Genomic DNA, 23,734 nt, shown 5'->3' with positions numbered 1-23,734 from the left:
CTTCCTTCAGAAACATGTTTCTGTTTAATTAGTGTATTCATAATTGGTTTCGTTACATGTTTTCTTAAAATTAATCCAAAAATAAAGAGCCCTTTCCTATAGGACTCTGTACCTTTAAATGATTTTATCCCTATAAAATGGCACTAATGCCATCTAATTTGCCCAAAATTCCCATTATATTTGTGTAAGATGGTTTAATTACTAAATAGGTATGTTTTGCGATAAGCAGGGGACTTCCTTGTTTATATTTTTTTGTATTAATAAACATGCCAAAAGTGTTGTAAAATCCATCTAGTCCAGTACTATCTGCTTCCGTTAAAACTACAGCACTAAAGTCTTTTTTCCCTTTACTGCCCTGTTTTAATTTTAGATTTTTTTTATATTTGTCATAAATCATATAATACTTAATCCATTCTGCAAACTCATCCTTTTTACTGTCAATAACTGCATTTGGTACTTGCGAGGGATCTGCATTATATGGTTCTGAAGGTTCCTTTAGTGGCACATCTCCTACATTTATCCAATTTCCTAAGGCGTACGCTACTTTTTCAGGATTTACCGTCTTTGATGTTGTTTTGGTTTTCTCACTATTATGTAATGTAGCATTTTTTTTTGCAACATTGGTCAAATCAGTTAATATGTTGATAATCCTGACTTCATTATCAGCTACAACAAATACTTTTTTTGGATTATCTATATCTTTAAATAATGTTTTAAGTCTATTATATATACCAAGCAGTGTGTCCATCTGTGGGTTTATTCCTGCATCTTCTGGTTTTACAGATTCTACATAACCACCATAATCAAATTCATCCGATTTACCAAAATCATCCACACGCAACGTACAGCTTGGTCCGATAAAAATATTTCCATACATCCACTCGCAAAGTGAAGCTTCATCCTTATCCTGCTTCTGCCGCTTATCATCCACAAGGTTTTCAGCTGCGGCATCCTTCCATTTTGTAAATTCGCTGTTAATATTAACTGTCGCATTAGTTGTAAGCCATTTAAAAAAAATGGATAGCATATCATCTGGAATGATATGATGGCAGGTCATTCCAAGTTCTTTTAAATTACCTTTATCGTAATACTTAGCAGGCGATTGTCCAAATGACTGTGGTTCTAGTTTATTATTTTCATGCCGTTCCATTTGTATCACAATCTTGTCATCTTCTTTTCTTTGCACAAATTGGTCCGCAAACGCATTTGGCTGATTTAGCTTTCTAAAAGAACGATACTCTTTTTTTTCTGGCCCATTCACTTTATTCTCCAGTGTTTTTTGGAGTTCCGGGTCCATAGATTGTTGCAGCATTTGGTGCATTTTACCTTCTCCTTTATTTTTTCTTATTCTATAAATTTATTATAATATCCCATTATTTTCATGTCAACAAATGTCAGCATTTTAAATACCAGAAAAAACAGCCTGTCCTAATAGACCAAGCTGTTTTAAAATAAGAATTTCTTTTTTGCTTATCCTTCTGAAACCATTACTTTACACACCAAACTGCTCCATTGCTGTATATGTACCACCACTGATGCTTGACCATATACTACTATTTATAGCAGCTTCAATTGTTCCATTACCCATGCATCTTGAAGTACATCCACAACTGCATGCACAGCTGCATCCAAATGCAAGTACTGTATTTGGTGCTAATTGATTTCTTTTTGATAGTTTTTTCATAATTCACACCTCCTTTTTTAGATTTTTAATTTATATGTAATCATTTTTACAATGAAACATATCTACGAAAAGGTCTCCTCTATATCTTGCGCTACCCTTTCATTACAAATATCCATTTCCTTATAGCTCAATATAACTCCGTCTGTACAAAGTAATTTACTATAATCATAATCTGCTTTATCAGTATTCTGTAAGACTACGGCATCGAAAAAATGTGCCATTTCATCCTCAAGATAAGGCGGCTTTGTATACCAAAAAATAATGTCTGGCTGTGCTGTCCAGCATATCACTTCGCATAAAAGCTTAAAATCCTCTTTTAAAACCGACCGTTTCATCAATTTCCATTTAATACAGGTATTTATTTCCAATTCAACTGCCGTATACTGATTTTGATTAAACCAATCTGCTAATCCACGTATTCTCTCATCTGCAATCACACAGATGTGAATGGGATTGAGAAAATCATTTTTGGATAACAGGTTTTTGTAGTAATTATTATCAAATTTTTCTTTTGTCATGTAGGCAGTTGTTTTCAGCCAATTCTGAACATTTTCCAAGGATACCGTTTCTTTTGTAAATGCGTTGCTGATAAGAGCTGCCATATAAGGAACAGCAAAACTATTACAGGAAGCGACCTGACTCGTTTTGTCTCCTAGATTTTTCAATACTGGATTTACAACAATATTGGTTCCGATTAATTCATTCTCAAGAAAAGCGTATTTTCCAGGAGGCAGTTCATTTTCCTTATCATATCTTACTGCTATGATTCCTTCCTTGCCTGCTGGATATGTTAATCGATTATTGTTGTTGATTGCTGCCACAATAACAGCTTTCCTATCCATTAATTTATTTAATACCGCTTCGTATTTCCAAAATTCATTCACATAGGAAGTGCCCAGGCTTAAAGATATTAGATTCATTTCGTTGTCACAACACCATTCTAATGCAGTCAATAGTTTGTCACTGTTAAGCCTGCCTGCTGAATCATAATCCCCTACTTTTATACTGATACATTGTTTATTATGAGCAATACTGGAATATATGTTGTAGCATTGTGTCCCATGATTAGAAATACATTGCTTGTGATTTATCTGCATTACTGTATTATTTTCGGTGACGCTGTACGAAAGAACACCACTTGCATATACCCCATCATCTACTATTGCAACTTTCAATTTATTCATATGTATTATTATTCCTGCACTTCTTTTTGGTTGGTGCTGCATACTTTTATTATGGCATCCGTCAAATTGGATAATTTCCAGATAGTATAATCATTTTCAGCAAAAATCTCATATAGCCCTTTTCCATATATTTTTTCCAATCTTTCCACTATGTATATTGCATATGCAACAGGATACTTATGATGGCACCCCAGTATATTATCATTTTCATCCTCAATATTTATTCTTAGCACTTGATATACAATGGTTCTTATTGTATTCATTACTTCATTTCTGTCCATGCGTCCTCCTTTATACTAACTCAATATTTTCTTCCAGTTCACATATGATAGAATCTAACATTTGGCTTTTCTTCTCCTCATCTAAGCAATGGCAAAATTTAATATCATCGTCCTTGATTTCTGGAATACTTTTTATACAATACTGCCTGTCCAATTGAAAATACTCTATCTGATGACTTTCTGGTATTCGATACTGCTTGTCAGACATATAAAAATAATCACTGAAGCATCCTATTTTTCCTTTGCAATATTCACGAAATTCTTTCAATTCCTCAACTTTCGCCTGATCATTGTGATATATGCAAATTACATTTATATCAATATTCAGTGCTGATGAGATAATAAACGTAATTTCCCCAAAGTGATTTGATATGTACTGATCAAAGGGCAGGATTCCCCCTGCTCCCCCTATTACGATCACGTCATAGTTATCTTTTAACACTTCTCTGTTTATATAATAATTAAACATATGAATTTTGTTGACTATTGATAAATCCTCTGCCATAAGAAAGGATGGTAATTTCTTAAACCCAAAAAGTTCACAGTAATCCTTTGTACCAAATTGCAATACTTTATATCCCTTTTCCATAAATTTTTTTCTTAGCTCAAGCTGTGCCTCAAACTTATTACAATTCTCTCCTAATGACATAACTGCTGCTACTGGAATGTCAGGCTGTACCAACCTTTTTTTATATACCTGCTGACGAAGTTCCATTTCCAAACTATTATCAAAAATAACAATATTTGAACTATCGCCTATTAATTTCTGACATTCATCGTATATAGTTTGATTCAGCATAATGACCTTGTTTTTTAATAGTGCCGATCCCATTTTTTCAATATAGGTATCTTTGTGTTCCAAAAAATGATACTCTAAAAATAGCACTGCATCACATTTATCCATTTCACCTTCATAGTTTTCTGTAATTAAAATGCCTGCTGACGTATCCTTCTGTACGCCCGCAAATTTTCCATTTTCATTTGCTCCTTTGAGGCATACCAGACTAACAATTTCGTATTGTTCCAACATACTTCTATACTCTGCCAGACAACTGTCACCTTGATTATATGGATAAACCAATACTCTATACATAAAGTTCCTCCTTACCGAATTTATAGCCAAATTCTTTTAGTACACATAAATTTAACAGTTTATCCTCCGCACCCAATATGGCCTGTGCACAATTAGCCTTTTTGGTTGCAGCATCAAATTGTCCATTTTTTTCAACATATAGCGCACACATGGAACACCAGTTAAGTGCCCAGCAATTTTTACAGTCCTTTTCTGAAATGCTTCCTATGTTCATTGCTTCCGAAACCTTCTGAACGTCTATCCCTGTTTCTATCTCTCCGATTCTCATTACTTCACTGTATTCAGAAACCTTCTCACAAGAATATATACCACCATCTGTATTTACAAACATTCTTGTAGCACCTGGAATGCATGGTCCTGAATGGTGGCATGACTTTGACAAATACCTGTTATCTTCTATCGACGAGTAATCTAAATCAAATCCGCTTTTTAATTCCTTTACAAAACCAGGCAGTGATACGCCATTTGCTTTTTTCAATAATGAAATTAATAAAAGAAAAAAATCATATCTCCGCTGATTCACAAATTTATCTGCAAATACAATATCTTCTTTACTATTAATCGATTCCACTAAACCGATTCCAATACTTGCATCACATACAATATCTTCAGAAAGAAAATAATTTCTTACTGTCCCATAATCCGATTTGGTGTTTAACACGGTATTAAATCTTACCTTGTCAATGAAGTCTTTATTATGTTCTGCTATTCTTTTTATGTTTTCCATAATAATATCAAAGCTGCCCCGACCGTCTGCAAACTTTCTATTTGCATCATGATCCTTCTTAGATCCATCCAAACTTATTGTAACAGAAAAATTATTGATAAAAAGAAATTCTGCTGCCTCCAGGCTTAATAGTGTTCCATTTGTGGTCATGCCAAATGACGTTTTTCTGTCTGCATACGTTTCTTTTATGTATAACACACATTTTTTTATAAAATCTAAACAAAGCAAAGGTTCTCCTCCATAAAAACTGACGGTGACCTCGTCCATTTCACTTGAATGCTCATATAAATAATCAATTGCTTTTTTCGCCGTTTCCCAAGTCATAAATTTGTTGGAATGAACTCTGTTCTCATAATTTCCCGAAAAGGAACAATATTCGCATCTTAAATTACAGCTTTGCGTAACCTGTAAAATCAGCATTCGTACTCTGTTGTTTAAAAAATGATTGATATATTTCGTTTCTGGATGCTGAATTTCTTCCACAATATTTTCCTGCAAGTACCCATTCTTCTGAAATTTCTTCAAACAGCTTACTTCACTTTCAGATATTTCATTTTTTTTCAGCATACTTAATTCCAAGTAATCTGCCTCACTAATGTTTAATATTTTATTTTTGTTTCGATCATAAACATAATAATTATCTGGTGTTTTTAATAACTTATAAACGATCATGACTTACATCCTTTCTTATATCACCGACAATGGTTCCATCCTCCATTTTTATTACTCTGTTAACAAAATGACTTCTATTCAAATCGTGAGTAATAACAATCGTAATGTCGTAATTGCTGTTTTGTAATATTTTATTTACTACAACAGTAGTTTCCTTGTCACAGTTGGAAGTACCTTCATCAATAATTAGTACTTTACCACCTTTCTTAAGGGTTCTTACCATTGCAACGCGCTGTTTTTCACCTCCTGACAAATTATTACCATTTAAACCTGCCACTTTCTCCATTCCTTCTGGTAACTTTTCTATAAATCCCAGAAGTTCTTTTTGACTAGCATCCAATTGCAAATCCATACTTTCAAACAGAGTAATGTTATCCTTTATAGTCTCATTAAATAAAAACACATTTTGATTCATTACCGCAAACTGTTCTCTATAAGAGATAACCGAAACCTTTTCAATATCTGTACCATTAAATAAGATTTTACCTGCACTGGGATTGTATAATTTCAATAACAACTTTATTAAACTTGTTTTTCCGCTTCCATTACTTCCTGTTATTGCAATTTTATCCCCTGTTTCAAACTTAAGTGATATGTTTTTTAGAATATTCTTTTTCCCTATTTCCAAATACACATTTTCAAACTCAATTTCCGTCTTCTGGTTGTCTATTGGAGTTATTTCAATCATGTTTTCCTCTGGCTTTTCCATTAATTCTATGTAATTACCAACTGATGGTACAATTCCAGCCAAAGAATTTTTAATTCTTGTATACCATTCAATTGGTTGAAAGAAAAAATATATGTAGGACGAAAACACCAAAATACCGCCTATTGAAATTTTTCCTGCTAACATCCAGATAGTTCCTATGTAATAAACAAAGTAGCTGCTGACTTGATCTATATACAGCATAAAAAACAGATTTCCCTGTGTAATTTTATTTAACTCAATTTCCGCCCCTGCCCGGTTCTTTGTATTTCTATAAAAAACAGTTTCTACTTTGGAATATAAATTTAATAATTTGATTTCATATATACCATCTATGATTCCACTCAGCCATTTTGTATTATTTTTTATTACCTCCAGTATTTTCTTAAACTGGGCTTTTAATCTCTTATTTATAAATCTATTAAAAAATAATTTAATTGGTACTGTTACTAGTAATATCAAGGTCAGCTGCCAGCTTATATAAAACATTACGATAAAACATGCTATTAACTTAAAGAATTCCTGTATCATACCTAAAAAATCATTGCCAAACAATTCACATATTTTATTAATATCATATTCCGCATTGTTTAATATTTTATAAAGCCCTTCTTTCTCGAATTCAACAGCATCTAGTCTAATAGCATGAGCAAACACCTGGTTATTCAGCTTTACCTGATACTTTGTTTTTATTTTTGTCTGATATATTTGAAGCCAATATTTTATGATTCCATTGATTAATTGAATCCCACATAACAGGAGTGAGATTTTCATAATGATATTCAGATTTCCCTTTATCAAGCCATCATCTATTAGCTTTTTACTTAACAATGGACTTACTAATTCTATACAGCCTAATATTATGGATATGGCTGATGTAACTATTATTACTTTTTTGGATTGTTTTAACACACCAATTATAAAATCTCTTTCTTTCATTCGTAATATAACCTCATTTTATAATTCTTTTCGTCAAAATATAGAATTTTATAGTTTGTCATTGCCATAGTGTTATTCCAAAATTATACTCCTGTAGTCGTTTTATGTCAACGGTCAAATATTTTTTACACAAAAAGGATGTTCTCAAGTAGAACTTTCTACTGAAAACATCCTGTCGAATCATTTCTTATTTTATAAAAATTACAACCCAAACTCTGTCTTTGTTTCTTCTAACGCTTCTTCCATTCTCTGAATGACTGCCGCAATTTGCTCTTCTGTAATAACAGCTGCTGGCTCAAAGCGGATGCATTTTGCATTTACTAAGGTTCCAGCTGTCATAACGCCTCTTTTAAACATTCCTTTGGCAATACTATAACCAATATCAGAAGATACAAATTCAACTGCAAGCATTAGCCCGATTCCTCTGACATCATCTATAACCGTTGGGTACTTTTTCTTCAAGGATTCCAATCCCGCCTTAAGTATTTTGCCTTTTTCTGCACATTGTCCAGGTATATCTTGATCAATCATATACTTGATTGTTGCAATTGCTGCTGCACAGCACACTGGATTTCCACCAAATGTAGGAGATCCCAGAAGCCATGGATTATTAACTAGTTCCTCGGTCCACATATTAGGTCTGCATATAATACCAGTGATCGGCATGATTCCGCCTCCAAAAGCTTTTCCAAAGGTCATAATATCTGGTGTAACACCTTCGGCTTCACATCTCCACATAGTACCTGTCCGACCCATACCGCACTGGATTTCATCAAAAATCAAGGCCACACCATATTCATCACAAATTTCACGAAGTTCTTTTAAATAGCCTTCTGGCGGAATCATAACCCCAGATTCTCCTTGAATTGGTTCTACTATGACTCCTGCAACCTTTTCACCAACTGCAACTAAATTTTTTATTGCTTTCCTTGCATCCTCTGCATTACCGTATTCCACATGCTGTACCTGCTGTACCATCGGGGTATAAGGAACACGGTACGTATTCTTTCCTCCCATGGAAATAGCTCCCATTGACTTTCCATGAAACGCACCTACCGTTGAAATATACCATCTTCCTCCAGTTGCAATACGCGCAAGCTTTAATGCCATTTCCACTGCCTCTGCACCACCATTTGTAAAAAAGCAATACTGAAGATCTCCTGGTGTAATATCAGCTACTGCCTTTGCAAGATAACCACGAAGCGGATCTAACAGTTCCTGAGAATGTAATGCCTGATGATCTAATTGTGCTTTAACGGTATCTAGTATTTCTGGATTACGGTGTCCACAGGTATAAATACCAAACCCGCCAAGACAGTCAATAAATTCTTCTCCATAAAGCCCTTCACAGACTCCGTCATGATCGGTCCATTCTACTACTGCTGAATTGGTGGAAACAGACTTGCGGTACTTTAGCCAGCCTGGACTTACATAATGATCAAAATAGTGAATTGTGTCCTTCGTAATCTGTTCCCTTTCAGCATCTTCCAAATTTTCTGAGTGAATATACCCAATTACTTTCTCCAAATCTTTGCTTGTCTCTAAAAAATTCATATTTATTTCCTCCCAGTGATTTATTAATGTTCATACCAGCCTACAATTCCAGGGGTTAAATTCATATTGATTTGTTTTACCTCCTGATACTCTTCCAGACCATGTATCCCCAGTTCCCTTCCAATTCCACTCATTTTGTATCCGCCCCACGGTGCTTCATTATAGGTTGGATTATAACAGTTAATCCAGGTAATTCCTGCCCGTATTTCTTTTATGACACGAATTGCTCTTGCTCCATCTGAGGTGAATACTGCCCCTGCCAATCCATAAATCGTATCATTTGCCAGCTTAACAGCTTCTTCCTCTGTCTGAAAGGTCTGGATGGCCACAACTGGACCAAAGATTTCTTCCTGAACAATTCTCATGTCTGCGGTACAGTTATCAAATATAGTTGGTCTTACATAATAGCCTGTTGCACATTCTCCTTCTGTATAACGGAAACCTCCACATACTAGGGCTGCCCCTTCTTCTTTTCCAATCTCAATATACTTTAGTACACGATTCATGTGCTTTTCAGAAACCAGTGGCCCCATATCAGGATTGTCCAGTGGATTTCCAAGGGTCATGGCATTGGCTCGTTCTGCAAGGCGTGCAACAAATTTTTCCTTGACAGACTCTTCAATAATAATTCTGGAACCTGCCGAACATACTTCGCCTTGATTAAAAAAGATTCCTATCATAGCCCATTCTACAGCACCTTCCAAATCTGCATCTGCAAAAATTACATTTGGCGATTTGCCACCTAGTTCAAGACCAATCTTCTTTACGTTTTCAGCGGCAGCCCGCATAATACTTTGTCCTGCTTCCGTACTTCCTGTAAAGGTAACCATATCCACATCTTTACTTTTTGCCATCAGATTTCCTACCGTTGCCCCTGGTCCCATGACAAGGTTTACGCATCCCTTAGGCAATCCCGCCTCTTCAAACACTTCAAATAATTTAATAGTAGACAGCATAGTTTCCGAGCTTGGCTTAAAAACAATACTGTTGCCAGCTGCTAGTGCTGGAGCCAGTTTCCATACTGCCATAAGAAATGGATAGTTCCATGGCGTAATCTGTGCACAAACCCCCACTGGTTCATGTACCGTATATGAATGCATCGTTCCAAAATTACCATTTACATCATATACGCCACCATATGGTGCCTTTATTAAGCCAGCATAATACCGAAAAGTGTGAATTCCATCGTCTACATCCCCTTCTGCTTCTCTAAGAGGTTTTCCATTATCCAATGCATCCAGCTTTGCAAACTCTTCTGCCTTTTCTTCGATTAAATCTGCAATCTTCAGCAACATATCCCCTCTCTGTTGGGAATCCATATCCCGCCATTCCCTGGTCTCATAAAAAGACCGCTTTGCTGCCAAAATAGCCTTTTGTGTATCCATAAGACTGCTTTCACAGACTTGGGCAAAGGTTTCCCCATTTGCTGGGTTTACAACAGCAATTGTTTTTCCAGAAGTTCCCTCTGTCCACTCACCGTCAATAAACATTTTTTTTATTTCCATACAATCCCTCCTATTGTTTTAAGTCGGTCCACATTTTATCATAAACCGCCAACGTGTCTGTATCCAGACTTAATACATATTCTCCAGCTTTCATAACCTCTTGTGGCGGATTCTTTGCCTCATTTTTTGTATACTCACTCCCCATTGCCTCAACCGCAGAGGTATTTGGATTTAAATAAGGATATTCCTCCATTACCATCTGTGCCGGCTCGGTACCCAGCATATAATTAATAAATTTCATGGCATTATCATAGTTTTTTGCACCCTTTGGAATGCACCAGTTATCCATAAATTTATATGCACCTTCACTTGGAAATACAATTTTTATGTCCGAATTTTCTTCCATTGCCAAAGCAATTTCTGCGCTCCAGCAAAAAGCTGCTGTACAGTCTCCAGAAATCAAAGCGGATTTTGGACTGTCACTGTCATAAAGCTTAATATTATTTTTTAAAGTTAATAATTTATCCTTAATTTCACTTAGAACAGCAGTATCCGTTTCATTCATGCTATATCCCATGCTTCGGGCTGTCATGCCAATTACGGCACGATAATCATCTAGAACTACCATGGAATTTTTAAATTCTTCTTTAAATAAATCTGCATATGAGGTAACATCTGTATTGATTTTAGTCGTATTCACTGCTATAGCAGCCACTCCACCCTGATATGGTACCGAATATACATTGCCCAAATCGTAATTCTGATTTAAATACTGTGGGCCAATATTACTTAAATTTGTTAATACAGACTGATCCAACTGTTCCAACAGCCCCTGTTCATACATCTGCGTTACCATATAATCACTTGGCAGTACAACATCAAATGCTCCCTCTGATTCAGATTTTACCTTTGCAAGCATATCCTCATTTGTAGAAAAAACAGACACGTTTACTTTAATTTCATATTCCTCTTCAAATTTTTTAATTACAGAATCTGGAACGTACTCTGTCCACACATAAAGATTTAATTCACCATTTTTATAGTTCTTTTTTGCGCTTTTGCAGCCAGTTACTGCAAACATAGCTAGTATCATGGTAAAAATCAGCACTGTTCTAAACATTTTCTTTTTCATACTTTCCTCCGTTCTGCTGACATTACAGCTTCAATCCTTCTTATTTCTGTTAAAAATTCCTGACTGCGTCAAGACAACCAGCAATGTGGTACCAAGTAAAATTAATACAGATAATGCATTTACATCTGGGGAAACACCGCTCTTAATGCTTTCCATAATCATTAACGGAAGTGTCATGGTCTGCCCATTTGTAAAATAACTAACAATTACATCATCAATGGATAGTGTAAATGCTAAAAGTGCACCCCCTCCAATCCCTGGAGCTAATACAGGCAATGTGATGAAAAAAAATGTCTTAATTCTGTTTGCCCCTAAATCCATAGACGCCTCCTCAATAGAATTATCATATCCTGCCAGTCTGGCACGAATATTAAATATTACATAGGGGATGCAGAAGGTTACATGAGCAAAAACTAATGAAATCATGCCCCTTGGGATTTCTGCCTTTGCAAATAAGGTTAGTAACGCAATACCTAAAACAATTTCTGGAATCACAACCGGAATATAGAGAAGTGCATCTATGGCACTTTTACCCCTGAACTTATATTTATACATTCCTACTGCCGCCAGCGTTCCCACTATAGTTGCCAATATAGTACTGGTGACTGCAAGAACCATTGTATTTTCAAAGGAATGAATTAACGTTTCATTTTCCAGCAGCTTTCCATACCAATCAAGCGTAAACCCTTTCCATGTAAGGTACGGCTTAGAGGTCGTTGCATTAAATGAGTTGACAATAATAACTATAATAGGAAGAAATAGAAATATATAAATTATTGTGCAATATATTTTTCCTGTTACGTTGGTTATTGCTTTTTTCCTTCCTCTATTCATATATCCACTCCTTTCTAAACACCTAGATTTTCCATGTCACCGCCGCATTTCTGATACAGTTTTACAAGTAAAAGTGTTATGGCAATTAAGATAATAGATAATGCAGCTCCCAACGGCCAGTTGTTTCCACTTTGAAACTGCCTTTGAATTAAATTACCTATCACATCTGAATTGCCGCCTCCTAAAATATTAGCTACAAAGAAATACCCCAATGATGGTATAAATACCATAATAGATCCAGAAAAAATTCCACTTACCGTCAACGGAAAAATAACAGTTAAAAATGTCTGGTATTTTTTTGCTCCTAAATCAGACGATGCTTCTAATAAATTGACATCTAGTTTTTCAATAGAAGTGTACAATGGCAATACCATAAATGGAAATAAGCAATACACCATTCCAAGTATGGTGGTTCCCCTGTTAAATAAAAATTCTATTGATCCATTGGTTACGTGCAGATACTGCAAAATGTGATTCAGCCATCCATTGGTTCCTAAAAAGGTTCTCCATCCATAAATGCGAATCAGTGAATTTGTCCAGAAAGGAATAATAACTAACATGTACAATAACTTTTTATATTTGCTTTGGCTTCTTGCAATGTAAAAGGTAAAAGGATATGCAAGACCAATGCAGATTATTGTTGTAATCAATGCAATGATTAGCGATTGTACATATATATGAATATAATTGGAATCCAACAGCCCCTGGTAATTGGACACTGTAAATTTAAATACTACATTATAATGGGAATCCAGACTACAAAAACTCATTATGAATACATATAAAAGAGGAATTATTATGAAAAACCCCAGCCATAAAACTACGGGACCTATCATAATGGCAGATGGCACAATTGATGATTTCCATTTTCTTCTGCTCATACCACTCCCTCCTGTCCCATCTGAATATTTTCTACTGCGTGAAAGAATATTTGATCTGCTGTATGAATCAATTTTGCATCTTCCTGATTCCAATATAAATATACGGTTCCATCCATTGGAAGTGGTTCCCCTGCAAGGCGTTCTATTTTAATTTCATTTCCATTTCCTATCATCACTATTGTTTTTCGTATGGAACCTACATACACCTGTTCTTTCACTTTTCCCTTTAGCTGAAAGCCTTCCACTGGTACTAATGAATACTGCATACGCTCTGGTCTTACAGATACTGCAATCATTTCATTTTCTACAAAGCTTTCTCCTGTTCCTCTGATTGTTCCCGACTCAATTACCACCGAAACCTCTTTCTCCTTAATCTCCTTCACATAGCCTTCAAAAAGATTGGTTTCCCCGATAAAGGTTGCTACAAACTTTGTTGCTGGTTTTTCATAAATTTCCCATGGCTCTGCTACTTGTTCCAGCACTCCGTCGTGCATAATGGCAATCCGGTCACTCATGGAAAGTGCTTCCTCCTGGTCATGTGTAACATAAATAAAAGTAATATTCAACTTTTTCTGAAGCCGCTTTAATTCTAACTGCATTTGCTTACGTAGTTTTAAGTCCAGTGCTCCTAAAGGTTCATCCAAAAGCAGTACCTTGGGCTGGTTAATCAATGCTCTTGCAATGGCAACCCTCTGTTTTTGCCCGCCTGACAACTGGGACGGGTAGCGGTTTTCAAAGCCCCCCAGCTGAACCAGTTCAAGCATATCCTTAACCTTGCTTTTTATTTCATTCTTTTTTATTTTTTTCATTTTTAACCCATATGCTACATTATCAAAAATAGTCATATGAGGAAATAATGCATAACTTTGAAAGACTGTATTGACATTTCGCTCAAAGGGCTCTTTCCTTTCAATGTTCTCTCCCTCAACTAGAATAGTTCCTGAGGTTGATTCTTCAAATCCCGCAATCATTCTTAATGTAGTAGTTTTACCACATCCAGAAGATCCGAGAAGCGTTAAAAATTCTCCTTCATATACTTGTAGATTTAAGTTTTTTACCACCTGATTCGTGCCACCATAAATTTTATTTACCTCTTTTAGCTCAACAATTACTTTTTTATTTTCAGCCATATGGATTCACCTCTTTTTCTTACAGCACTTTGTCTCCTCGCTCACCAGTGCGGATACGAACTGCATCCTCAATATTACGGATAAATATCTTTCCATCACCTACATGACCTGTTGCTACACGTCCTCTGATTTCTGTTATGATTTCCTCGACTTTCTTGTCTGGGACAACCACTTCCACACGGATTTTCGGGAGAAGATTTATATTTGTTTTAAATCCTTTTATCTGATTAATCCCTTCCTCATTAAGCCCCCGCTGTACACCACAACCCATAACACTGGAAATGGTCATGCCTCCACAGCTTTTTTCATCTAATATATTTTTAACAGTTTCTAATGCCTCAGGACGAATAATGATAGCTAATTCTTTCATAGTATTTACCTCCTTGACCAATAGGATTGTGGTGCTCGCTCCTATCATAAAAAAAACGGAGCCGTCATTGGACAGCTCCGTTGCTTCATTTGTTTGTTACACTTAATATACCCCCATTGAAAGTATTTTGCAATATTCTAAAATTAGAATTTATCTACTTATTTTTAAGTACTTCACTACACTAATTAAGTATTCTATTCACTTTCCCTTATCATTTTAAACATTTGAACCCGGTTATTAATTCCTAATTTTCTGTAAATATTGAGAACATGCTTTTTTAAAGTGTTTACCGTTATCACCAACTCCCTGCTGATAGTTTCGCTATCCTCTCCTTTCATAAGCAGCCTTAGTATGGTTTCCTCTCTTTTTGTAAGATCATACTGTGATGCAGCCTCTGAAACACTGATTTTGTTAAGGCTGTTTATTTGACGTTTCACTTCTGTACTGAGCCTGTAAGCAATATGGTCTTTTAGCATGTCCAGCAGAAAAACATCACCGTACTCAAAATTTTCTTTTCCAATTAATCGATATAATGTAATTACACCAAGAAATTTTTTCTTTCTTGCTAAAATAATCTGAAGTGAATAATGCCAGCTATTAGGCTTGTATACTTTTTTGTAATACTCTGTGTGAATCCGGTTATCATCCGAGATAATATCTGTTTCCCGGTATACAATACTTTTTCCACCGTACATAATCCCTCTGCTATAATCCAATTCGTCATACTTGATTGAACGCTCACTATCGCAATTAAACGTAATAGGGCTACAAAGTCCGTTGGTGCCCTTACTAGTTGCCAGAAAGAAATCCGCACTATCAAAATGCACTACCATGCGAAGCTGTTCCAAAAGCTCTTTTCGCATCTCATCAAAATTATCGGTAGTATATATTTTATATATCATATTATTGATTAAAAGCCATTCATTGGTTTCAAACTGTTTCATAACTTCGCTCTCCCTTTTATAACCTTTCTTTCGTACCTTTGATAAAAAATTACTCTACCGAAAAAAATGTCTGATCTCCCAACAACTCAAACACATATTTTCCTGGACTCTGGGAAATTTCCTGAAAGGCAAGAATATCGTGATATATTTTTTCTGAACCTGGATACTGGATGTTCACCAACATACTAAATGATTTTTCTGACTGACCTAAGGCTAATAGCTCTGTGCTTACTTTACAGTCATCTGTCACCTCATACTTAGGATTATTAATAACCAGCACCACCTCACAAAAAGCCTGAATAAATTCGCCCAGAAAATCATCTTCTCTTGTATCAGCTGGAAATACAGTGGAATACCCGCCAGCCTGCTCTATAAAAAGTTCTCTTGCTCCCTCTGTTAGTTCCATATAAATTTGTTTTGGTATTCGTAACGTACATACTATTTGTTCTGTTTTTTCCATTTGTCTACCTCCAACAGCAAATTGTCAAGTTTATATCAATAGTATAATTGTCAAAAATACAAACCTCAATGAATGAATTGTTAAGATTTTCTTTCCTTATGTCCTGCATTCTTTAGTAGAAATAAACAAAAGGCTGCTGCACCCGGTATTAAAACCAGCAGTGCACAGCCTTTTACTAATATGTACAATTAAAACATTGTACTTTTTATTCCATTACCCTTTTCTTTCAGCATCCAAAAAATGCATACGTACCCCAGCTTTTTTAGGACGCTCGCCAATATGACAATCTTCAATGCACATTTCTCTCTTGATTTCATTTGTTAACGAGTCTGCACACTCCCTGCACAGTCTTCCAAACTTAATGTTGGTGCCACAATTTTCACATTCAATAAAAATTGGGGAACCATCTGGTATGATTAATCTGCCTTCTCTAAGAAATGATCGGATTCTTCTTACACTTACTCCAGTATTCAGCACGGTATCCTTCACTGTTGCAGATGGATTATCATAAATATATTCTTTTACTAAATTAAATTCTTTCTCATCTATTTCTTTACATTTTTGGCAAATATTTAATCCAATTCCAGAATATTGAAACAATTTTCCACATCGGGCACAAGTGCTAATATTATTAATCCCATTGACTCCTACATTCATAAAATCACTTCTCTATCCTTTTATATTTTTTGATTATAAATTTTATAAAGTTTTTAGATTTTATTTGCTATATATACTAATATAAGCCACTTGGCCTACTTTGTCAATGACTACTTGCCCATCTGAAAATAATTACCACTTTTCTACTTTAACATGGGTTTATGCCTATGGAATGAATTTTATATTGTCTAAAGAAATATCGTCGCTGTCTGATCCAACAAATAAAATCATGTTGGTTACTGTACTGTCAGAGGCATCTGCTGCTATGGTGCTAAAGTTCGGACTGTCTGCTGTAGATATTGTCAATGTTGCTTTATAAGTACCATCTGATTGTGCGGTAAAATTACCTGTCCAGACACGTATGGCTCTTGTAGGATTAGCCCAGCCATGACTGCTGCTTTGGGGAATAGCCGCAATGGATACATTGGCTGGTGATGGTGCTATGATGTCCATTGTTAATTTTGTATCTCCGTATATGTTAATGGACTGTCCCCAAATATCAGCTGAAAGCCGGACATTTGCCCAATAGTTGTTTTCTGACAGGTCATTGCTTCCCTTGGTATTAAGCCCTGTAATACGTAATGCATTATTTTCATTTGCAACAGTTACTGCTGTAATAGGACTGTCTGCATTGATCCCAAATCCTTGTGTTGTCCCATCGTTAAAGTCCCAATAGCCTGATGAAAAATCGATAGGCGCCGTTGGCTCGCTTGTTGAAGGGTCTTCTGGGGTTGCATAATAAATTCCCTTAATACGGGCACGCACATATTGGCCTGAGGTTGTTAGCTCACTCTCTGACCAAACATAGTCTGAACCAGGATCCATACTTGTCGAACTGGTTAGTGCAGACGCTATTTCATCCTTATTGCTAATGGAGAAATTACACCAGCTTATGTTGTTCTCATTTAAGAAGTCTAACCAGGCATCTGCCTTTCCTAAATAAGGTCCCGTAGTCCCCGTTGCCAAACTAGTTCCCCACTCTGTGGCAAAAACAGCAACACCATGATTCAGTGCATATCTAACATTGCTCATAGCATTGTCTCTATTGGTATCTACTGTAGAAACAGGATTTGTACCGCTATAAAAATGTACAGAATACATTGTATTCACGTCATTAATAGGGTTATCTGCTGCCAAATCTGGTCTCTGACTCCAGAATGGATTTCCTACAATAATTATATTCTGATTTCCTTTTTCACGCAAGGATTGAATGATAGGCTCCGCGTAAGATTTTACAGCTGCCCAGCCAGTGGCATCATTGGATACTCCACCATTTTCACTATTTGGCTCATTGCACAATTCATAAATTATGTACTTACTATTGGGATATAAATCAGCAATCGTATTAAAGAAAGTCTGTGCGCCTGTATATACACTGGCGTTTGGATCTCCTGGATTCAATGTATGCCAGTCTACAATTACGTACATATCATTTGCAATTGCATAATTGATGCCATTAATAACCGTCTGCATGATGGATGAGTTAGATGCATATCCGCCTTCTGCAACGTACATGGCAAGACGTATCACATTAGAATCCCAGTCATTGGACAGCGTCACAAATGCATTCTGATTCACAATTCCTGGAAACCACTGCAACCCGTGTGTACTCATGCCCCGTAATTGAATTAACTCTCCACTTTCATCGCATAATGTTTTTACACCATTCTTTTCAAGTACCTGCAACCTTCCTCCCACTGAAGGTTTTTTTACATTAGAATTACCTAATAAATGAGAATAATTTGATTCTGCTGCGGCTACTACACTTGGAACAGCCACAAATAACATAGCAATTAATACAATAATAGAACAAAATCTTTTTTTCAATTTTTTCATCATAGTATCCTCCTTAAACAAAATTCACGGTTCAAAACATTACATGCATGTAATTTATATAGATTGTCTTCCAATCTATTCAATTATATTACTACCGCATACATCTTTTGTAAAGTTAAATGTAAATTATTTTTATTGTCATAATTCATGAAATTTAACCCCAATTTCTTTCTTAACATTAAAAAAGTCACAGCACACTTTCTGCTGCAACTTTTTTTTATGCATATTTTAAAATTAAGACATAATTGGTTTCAAAAATTCATACACAATTTCATTAATCGCATCCGGATTATCCATTCCTCCTATGACTAGTAAAACAGATAATCATAATGTACACTTTCTTACTAAGTCTTCTATTTTAACAATACCTGCATTTTGACCCGTAACGATATTGGACATATCTCATTACATCTTTTACAGCCAATGCATTTATTGTAATATTCATCCAAGCACTGTTTTTCCATGTTTTCTGATAATTCATTGGGCACTTCTAAGTTCATTTTGAGATACACAATGTACTTAATTGCCCCTAAAAAACTATGGTCTTTTTGATATATGGGGCAAACTTCCAGGCAGCATCCACACGTTAGGCACCTGGACGCCTGATATCTCAAATCATGCATATCTTCTCTAACATAATACTTATCTGACAGACCTTCCTTTGAAATAATCCTTTTTATTCCCTCTTGTATGACAGAACGATTTACCTTTAAATCTTTTACTAATTCAAAAGATTTAAGTGGTGCCAAATGAATCGTATTTTCCTTATCTGCCACTTTTACCAAAAAACTGCTGCATGCTAATTTTGGCCTGCCATTAATCAGCATTGCACACGCTCCGCATTTCTTTTGGTTACAGCTACACTCCCAGCTTATTAACTCTGCCTCTTTTCCCTGCTCATTCAACAGAATTTCTCTGTTATTTAGCTCATTCAATGCATCTGCAACTGTTTTGTCCTTTTTGCCCTGAACAATAAAACTTTCTTCATAAAAAAAGTTCTCTTGCTGATTAAATCTTTTTATAACAATTTTATACTCCATCTTTTGTACTCCTCAATTAATGTCCACAAAATCAATTTGTATTGTTTCATTAACATAAGAAGCTACTGTTGTCTTTCTAAAATGCTTATCATTGGAATCTGGATAATCCTTTCTAAAATGAGCTCCTCTGCTTTCTTTTCTATCCCTTGCACTATATAACATGGCAAGGCAAAGTATTACTTCTTTATAAAACATATATTGTGTATACAGATCTGCTCTTGGATCATATCCTTGTTCTGTCTGTTTTAAAATATCATGTATGATACCAATTGCATATTCAATCCTATCCTCATCTCTTACGATTCCCATACATTGATTCATAACTTCATTTTTGTGCTTTTTCAATTTATTAATTGATATGTAATTTGGATGCTCTTTTATTCCCTGTACTTTTTCAATATATTGACTTATGTAAGAAGCCGAATACGTTCCTACTTCTTCCGTATTTCCATCCTCCAAAACTGCCTGTGCAACAATTTTCCCTCCGTAAACGGTACTTAATAAAGAATTTCCGCCTAGCCGGTTGGCACCATGATACTGGCAGGCACATTCTCCTATAGCATACACTCCTTCAATATTTGTCCTGTGCTTTGAATCAACATATATTCCACCCATAAAATAATGAATTGCTGGATATACTGGCAAATATTCTGTCATAGGATTAATATTTATAAATTCAATGCATGAATCCACAAAACCAAATAATTTACTTCGGAAAACCTCCTCACATACCTGGGTCATGTCCAGTAATACATACTCAAGATTATATTCTTGACAAACATTATATATCTCAAGGGAAAGTTCATCTCTTGCTATCAAATTTTTCATTTGTGGATACTTTTCCTCAAGAAAATACCATTTCTCGTTATTACGGTAAATAAAGAGCCTGCCTCCTTCTGCTCTTGCTGACTCGCTAATTAAGAATAACCGGCTCTGAGTTCGATAGGTAGTCGGGTGATATTGTATCATTTCTAAATTAGCAGCTTTTACTCCATGAAAAAATAAATCGGCTGTAACCACACCAGTATTTAAACTGGAGCCTGTAGTAATTCCAAACAGCCCATTCATTCCACCAGATGCAGCCACTACTTTTCCATATAGCACTTCGATTTTATCAGAATATTCATCCTTAATAAGACATCCGATACATATCATTTTCTCATTTAATATGATTTCCTGAAAACAGTGATGTGGATATCTTTTTATCAAACCTAGCAATTCATACCTTCTGGTCTGCTCAATCAAAGCAGCCATTACTTGTTTTCCCGTATTGCTCATTGCAAAAGCTGTTCTTTTCTTTTTTTGACCTCCAAAATTTCTTAACTCTATATTATAATTTTCATCTAAATTAAATGCTGTTCCAATGGAATGAAGCCACCTTACGACTTCTTCTGCATTTTCCGTCATATTCCAGACTGCTTCAGAATCTGCCAGATACATGCCAGACTTGATGGTTTCTTTAAAGTGTTCTTCACTACTATCATTTTCTCCTTTTGTATTCAAGCTTGCATTAATTCCACCAGCTGCCATAACAGATTGTGTACATTCTGAACCCATTTGGGATACTAATATGACATTACAGTTATTCTTAGCCAGATTAATTGCTGCCGTTAATCCAGACAAACCACTTCCAATTATCACCACATTATCCCTCAATGTTCTTTTTCCCCTCTATTTGTATATTTCCATTATACATACTGTAAGTTATATTGTTAAGTTATTTTTTTATTAAAGCCAAATAATTAAATGCACCTAAGGCTAAGTTAACCCCAGGTGCATTTTTCGTATAAGGTTTGTAGTTCCAACCCTTAACTCTATGCTTTTCTTTTCAATTCATTATTCCAGTACATATGTAAAATCACTTGCAGGTGCACCTACACCTTGAAAACCAAAATTTACTGTACCCCCTGCACTAATTGTCTGATTCCATGACATTGGAGTAATAATATAAGAATCCCCTGATTCTGTTACTTGTGCACACCAGATATTTGAAATGTTGAAATCCTCTTTATTAATAATTAATTTCCATCCATTTATAGCAGAACCTGATGTATTTTTTATATTTACATTCATCGTGTAACCAGTTGACCAAGCGTTAACTTCTGTTGATAATTCCAGCGTATCACCCGATACTGGTGTTGGTGTTACTACTGGTGTTGGTGTTACTACTGGTGTTGGTGTTACCACTGGTGTTGGCGTTACTACTGGTGTTGGTGTTACCACTGGTGTTGGCGTTACTACTGGTGTTGGCGTTACCACTGGTGTTGGTGTTACCACTGGTGTTGGCGTTACTACTGGTGTTGGCGTTACCACTGGTGTTGGTGTTACTACTGGTGTTGGCGTTACCACTGAGTTCAACATAGTCGTTAATGTTTCATAATAATTATCACACATTTTTTGACTTCCAGATTCGTTTGGATGAATACCGTCATAGGTATCTACTTGGGCATCAAATCCTGTATATTGGTCACATAATAGGATTGGTGATTCATCAGTTGTCAAATTTGCTGCCCAACTAACCATTGCTGCATTCAGTTCTTCAATTGGAGCGCTATAATCATAAGAAGAACTATATATTGGTATAATCTGACAAACAACAATTTTCATATTCGGGTTGTTTGCCCTCATTTCACCAACAAGAGTCGTATATGCATTTAAAATTGCAGTCGTTCCAGGAAGACCAAACATATCATTTGTTCCATAATGCATTAATACGATATCTGGATTCGTAGTACTAAGCCATGTACTTAATTGACCAGAATTAGCAATATTAATAACACATGTTCCTCCATGCCCCTCGTGGTTTCCATATTGATTACCTACGCTCTGAACATCATAACCATTGTTTGCTAATTTAGTAAACAGCTTGGTCCTCCAAAAGTCACAGTCCGTAATCGAATCCCCTAGTGGCATTATTTTAACCGTTGTTGTCGCCGTTTCTGCTGAACAAACAGGTGTTATCGTCCCTTGAATCATTGCAAAGGCAAGTACTAACACAATTATCAGCCTGCTTAATAAACCACTTTTTGATTTTTGATGCTTAATCATTCTAATTTCCTCCTCACATTTTACTCCGTATCTTTATGATACAATTAATATTACCAACTTTTATAGTACTCTTGTCTATTTTATGTGTCAATTATCTATACCCATCATGTAGCATTTCTAATATTATCAGTAGTACATTTAAAAACTTTATATCATTTCTTATTCTTACCTGCACTAAACAACAGAATTTGAAATTTAATTATACTTCGTGTACCAAACTGGTTTTAATAACTTAAACTTATCGTAATGTGCAAATATTCTTTTACAAATACACACCATATGCTTCACGTCATTTTGTCCAAATTTCTCTGCCCATTTTATAGAATATAAGGCCGCATGAGCCACATAAACCGCAAGTACCTCCCAAAATAAATCTGGCACATTATCATTGAAATATGCATCTATCTGGCCAATGCAATATGGTATGCTTACCTCTGTTCCAAAGCTTTCTAGTTTATAAAATTCTTCATAGGGATCGCCCACTTCCCATCGATTAAAATCAATCACGCCAATTCTTTTGTCTGGTGTCAAAATCAGGTTACCTGGATGAAAATCTCCGTGTTGATAAACAGGTAGGACACTCCACATTTTATTTATATTTTGCTCAATATACTGTATTACTGATTTATCCTCTTCTATGCGAATATCAGATGACACATATGCCTCCAGCTGTTTTAATTTTTTCTGTACCTTAGTTGTAGAAGGAAGATCATACGGCATCACTTTAATACTATGAATTTTTTTTAATATTTCTCCTGCCATTCTACCCAAGGCGTATTGCTCCTTCTTAGATAATTCTGGCAATGCTTGTTCTAAATCCACGCCTTCCACCCAGGTCAACAGCATATATACTGATTTTCTATTATTACAAATTCCAAACTCTATAGGCTGTGACATTTCTATCCCTAACTGAGCATATTTATTTATCACCTCAAATTCCTTCTCTTTTTTCTCCATTTTTGAAATATCTGATATTCTTAGCAGTAGTTTTTTCCCATCCGCCGATTCTACATAATATTTAGCATCTTCAGACCAGCCCTTTTCAATTGGATTTATTACTTTCCATCCACTTGACAACTTGATATCTTGAAACAAATTCATTTTGTCCCCTCCCGAT

The 23,734-nt window shown here is 35.5% G+C and carries 22 protein-coding genes; all 22 read right to left on the bottom strand.

Annotated elements, in window-relative coordinates; genetic code table 11:
* Nucleotides 1-130 precede the first annotated feature (130 nt).
* On the bottom strand, nt 131-1,321 hold the full coding sequence (locus tag BM305_RS03625) for a hypothetical protein (RefSeq protein WP_092559333.1): 1,191 nt from the start codon (nt 1,319-1,321) through the stop codon (nt 131-133).
* A gap of 171 nt (nt 1,322-1,492) precedes the next feature.
* Nucleotides 1,493-1,684: a CLI_3235 family bacteriocin precursor gene (locus BM305_RS03620; RefSeq protein ID WP_092559332.1), complete on the bottom strand. Its 192-nt coding sequence runs from the start codon at nt 1,682-1,684 to the stop codon at nt 1,493-1,495.
* A gap of 62 nt (nt 1,685-1,746) precedes the next feature.
* Complete coding sequence (locus BM305_RS03615; RefSeq protein ID WP_092559331.1) at nt 1,747-2,868, bottom strand: S8 family serine peptidase; 1,122 nt, start codon at nt 2,866-2,868, stop codon at nt 1,747-1,749.
* An 8-nt stretch (nt 2,869-2,876) separates the two neighbouring features.
* Nucleotides 2,877-3,149, bottom strand: coding sequence for a hypothetical protein (locus BM305_RS03610; RefSeq protein ID WP_092559330.1), 273 nt, complete (start codon nt 3,147-3,149; stop codon nt 2,877-2,879).
* A gap of 10 nt (nt 3,150-3,159) precedes the next feature.
* The gene (locus BM305_RS03605; protein WP_092559329.1) at nt 3,160-4,242 is read right to left on the bottom strand and encodes a TIGR04066 family peptide maturation system protein; all 1,083 of its coding nucleotides are present in this window, start codon (nt 4,240-4,242) and stop codon (nt 3,160-3,162) included.
* The gene (gene ccpM, locus BM305_RS03600) at nt 4,235-5,641 is read right to left on the bottom strand and encodes a Cys-rich peptide radical SAM maturase CcpM (RefSeq protein WP_092559328.1); all 1,407 of its coding nucleotides are present in this window, start codon (nt 5,639-5,641) and stop codon (nt 4,235-4,237) included. Before ccpM ends, BM305_RS03605 begins: the two co-directional genes overlap by 8 nt.
* Entirely contained in the window at nt 5,628-7,286 is a 1,659-nt protein-coding gene (locus BM305_RS03595; protein WP_092559327.1) for an ABC transporter ATP-binding protein, read from the bottom strand. The genes ccpM and BM305_RS03595 overlap by 14 nt, the downstream gene beginning before the upstream one ends.
* 201 nt (nt 7,287-7,487) lie before the next feature.
* Nucleotides 7,488-8,840 carry a putrescine aminotransferase gene (locus BM305_RS03590; RefSeq protein ID WP_092559326.1) on the bottom strand — a complete coding sequence of 451 codons (1,353 nt, stop codon included), beginning with the start codon at nt 8,838-8,840 and terminating at the stop codon, nt 7,488-7,490.
* Between the two features lie 23 nt (nt 8,841-8,863).
* The gene (locus BM305_RS03585) at nt 8,864-10,345 is read right to left on the bottom strand and encodes an aldehyde dehydrogenase family protein (RefSeq protein WP_092559325.1); all 1,482 of its coding nucleotides are present in this window, start codon (nt 10,343-10,345) and stop codon (nt 8,864-8,866) included.
* Nucleotides 10,346-10,355: 10 nt separating this feature from the next.
* A complete protein-coding gene (locus BM305_RS03580) occupies nt 10,356-11,417 on the bottom strand; it encodes an ABC transporter substrate-binding protein (RefSeq protein ID WP_092559324.1) in 1,062 nt (353 codons plus the stop codon).
* A gap of 30 nt (nt 11,418-11,447) precedes the next feature.
* A complete protein-coding gene (locus tag BM305_RS03575) occupies nt 11,448-12,251 on the bottom strand; it encodes an ABC transporter permease (RefSeq protein WP_092559323.1) in 804 nt (267 codons plus the stop codon).
* A gap of 14 nt (nt 12,252-12,265) precedes the next feature.
* Nucleotides 12,266-13,132 (bottom strand): ABC transporter permease, encoded by an 867-nt coding sequence (locus tag BM305_RS03570; RefSeq protein WP_092559322.1) that lies wholly within the window; start codon nt 13,130-13,132, stop codon nt 12,266-12,268.
* A complete protein-coding gene (locus BM305_RS03565; RefSeq protein ID WP_092559321.1) occupies nt 13,129-14,262 on the bottom strand; it encodes an ABC transporter ATP-binding protein in 1,134 nt (377 codons plus the stop codon). The genes BM305_RS03570 and BM305_RS03565 overlap by 4 nt, the downstream gene beginning before the upstream one ends.
* Nucleotides 14,263-14,281: 19 nt before the next feature.
* Nucleotides 14,282-14,632 carry a P-II family nitrogen regulator gene (locus tag BM305_RS03560; RefSeq protein WP_092559320.1) on the bottom strand — a complete coding sequence of 117 codons (351 nt, stop codon included), beginning with the start codon at nt 14,630-14,632 and terminating at the stop codon, nt 14,282-14,284.
* A gap of 194 nt (nt 14,633-14,826) precedes the next feature.
* On the bottom strand, nt 14,827-15,576 hold the full coding sequence (locus BM305_RS03555; RefSeq protein ID WP_092559319.1) for a helix-turn-helix transcriptional regulator: 750 nt from the start codon (nt 15,574-15,576) through the stop codon (nt 14,827-14,829).
* Between the two features lie 49 nt (nt 15,577-15,625).
* Nucleotides 15,626-16,036: a hypothetical protein gene (locus BM305_RS03550; RefSeq protein ID WP_092559318.1), complete on the bottom strand. Its 411-nt coding sequence runs from the start codon at nt 16,034-16,036 to the stop codon at nt 15,626-15,628.
* Between the two features lie 213 nt (nt 16,037-16,249).
* Nucleotides 16,250-16,693 carry a hypothetical protein gene (locus tag BM305_RS03545; protein WP_092559317.1) on the bottom strand — a complete coding sequence of 148 codons (444 nt, stop codon included), beginning with the start codon at nt 16,691-16,693 and terminating at the stop codon, nt 16,250-16,252.
* 165 nt (nt 16,694-16,858) lie between these two features.
* A complete protein-coding gene (locus tag BM305_RS03540) occupies nt 16,859-18,529 on the bottom strand; it encodes a cellulase family glycosylhydrolase (RefSeq protein ID WP_242940442.1) in 1,671 nt (556 codons plus the stop codon).
* Nucleotides 18,530-18,882: 353 nt separating this feature from the next.
* Nucleotides 18,883-19,569 (bottom strand): 2Fe-2S iron-sulfur cluster-binding protein, encoded by a 687-nt coding sequence (locus BM305_RS03535; RefSeq protein ID WP_092559315.1) that lies wholly within the window; start codon nt 19,567-19,569, stop codon nt 18,883-18,885.
* A 12-nt stretch (nt 19,570-19,581) separates the two neighbouring features.
* Nucleotides 19,582-21,225 carry an FAD-binding protein gene (locus BM305_RS03530; RefSeq protein ID WP_092559314.1) on the bottom strand — a complete coding sequence of 548 codons (1,644 nt, stop codon included), beginning with the start codon at nt 21,223-21,225 and terminating at the stop codon, nt 19,582-19,584.
* Between the two features lie 180 nt (nt 21,226-21,405).
* Nucleotides 21,406-22,617, bottom strand: coding sequence for a cellulose binding domain-containing protein (locus BM305_RS03525; protein WP_092559313.1), 1,212 nt, complete (start codon nt 22,615-22,617; stop codon nt 21,406-21,408).
* A 195-nt stretch (nt 22,618-22,812) separates the two neighbouring features.
* Nucleotides 22,813-23,718, bottom strand: a complete 906-nt coding sequence (locus BM305_RS03520) for an aminoglycoside phosphotransferase family protein (RefSeq protein ID WP_092559312.1) — start codon at nt 23,716-23,718, stop codon at nt 22,813-22,815.
* Nucleotides 23,719-23,734: the final 16 nt, after the last annotated feature.

The organism is Anaeromicropila populeti, assembly GCF_900112775.1.
Lineage (GTDB): Bacteria > Bacillota > Clostridia > Lachnospirales > Lachnospiraceae > Anaeromicropila_A > Anaeromicropila_A populeti.
The sequence above is the reverse complement of the archived record's forward strand: the minus strand, read 5'-3'. Positions and strand labels throughout refer to the sequence as shown.

Bases quoted from the DNA above. Each gene is read 5' to 3' on its own strand.
- BM305_RS03625 (WP_092559333.1), bottom strand. From the start codon at position 1,321: ATGCACCAAATGCTGCAACAATCTATGGACCCGGAACTCCAAAAAACA.
- BM305_RS03620 (WP_092559332.1), bottom strand. From the start codon at position 1,684: ATGAAAAAACTATCAAAAAGAAATCAATTAGCACCAAATACAGTACTT.
- BM305_RS03615 (WP_092559331.1), bottom strand. From the start codon at position 2,868: ATGAATAAATTGAAAGTTGCAATAGTAGATGATGGGGTATATGCAAGT.
- BM305_RS03610 (WP_092559330.1), bottom strand. From the start codon at position 3,149: ATGGACAGAAATGAAGTAATGAATACAATAAGAACCATTGTATATCAA.
- BM305_RS03605 (WP_092559329.1), bottom strand. From the start codon at position 4,242: ATGTATAGAGTATTGGTTTATCCATATAATCAAGGTGACAGTTGTCTG.
- ccpM (WP_092559328.1), bottom strand. From the start codon at position 5,641: ATGATCGTTTATAAGTTATTAAAAACACCAGATAATTATTATGTTTAT.
- BM305_RS03595 (WP_092559327.1), bottom strand. From the start codon at position 7,286: ATGAAAGAAAGAGATTTTATAATTGGTGTGTTAAAACAATCCAAAAAA.
- BM305_RS03590 (WP_092559326.1), bottom strand. From the start codon at position 8,840: ATGAATTTTTTAGAGACAAGCAAAGATTTGGAGAAAGTAATTGGGTAT.
- BM305_RS03585 (WP_092559325.1), bottom strand. From the start codon at position 10,345: ATGGAAATAAAAAAAATGTTTATTGACGGTGAGTGGACAGAGGGAACT.
- BM305_RS03580 (WP_092559324.1), bottom strand. From the start codon at position 11,417: ATGAAAAAGAAAATGTTTAGAACAGTGCTGATTTTTACCATGATACTA.
- BM305_RS03575 (WP_092559323.1), bottom strand. From the start codon at position 12,251: ATGAATAGAGGAAGGAAAAAAGCAATAACCAACGTAACAGGAAAAATA.
- BM305_RS03570 (WP_092559322.1), bottom strand. From the start codon at position 13,132: ATGAGCAGAAGAAAATGGAAATCATCAATTGTGCCATCTGCCATTATG.
- BM305_RS03565 (WP_092559321.1), bottom strand. From the start codon at position 14,262: ATGGCTGAAAATAAAAAAGTAATTGTTGAGCTAAAAGAGGTAAATAAA.
- BM305_RS03560 (WP_092559320.1), bottom strand. From the start codon at position 14,632: ATGAAAGAATTAGCTATCATTATTCGTCCTGAGGCATTAGAAACTGTT.
- BM305_RS03555 (WP_092559319.1), bottom strand. From the start codon at position 15,576: ATGAAACAGTTTGAAACCAATGAATGGCTTTTAATCAATAATATGATA.
- BM305_RS03550 (WP_092559318.1), bottom strand. From the start codon at position 16,036: ATGGAAAAAACAGAACAAATAGTATGTACGTTACGAATACCAAAACAA.
- BM305_RS03545 (WP_092559317.1), bottom strand. From the start codon at position 16,693: ATGAATGTAGGAGTCAATGGGATTAATAATATTAGCACTTGTGCCCGA.
- BM305_RS03540 (WP_242940442.1), bottom strand. From the start codon at position 18,529: ATGAAAAAATTGAAAAAAAGATTTTGTTCTATTATTGTATTAATTGCT.
- BM305_RS03535 (WP_092559315.1), bottom strand. From the start codon at position 19,569: ATGGAGTATAAAATTGTTATAAAAAGATTTAATCAGCAAGAGAACTTT.
- BM305_RS03525 (WP_092559313.1), bottom strand. From the start codon at position 22,617: ATGATTAAGCATCAAAAATCAAAAAGTGGTTTATTAAGCAGGCTGATA.
- BM305_RS03520 (WP_092559312.1), bottom strand. From the start codon at position 23,718: ATGAATTTGTTTCAAGATATCAAGTTGTCAAGTGGATGGAAAGTAATA.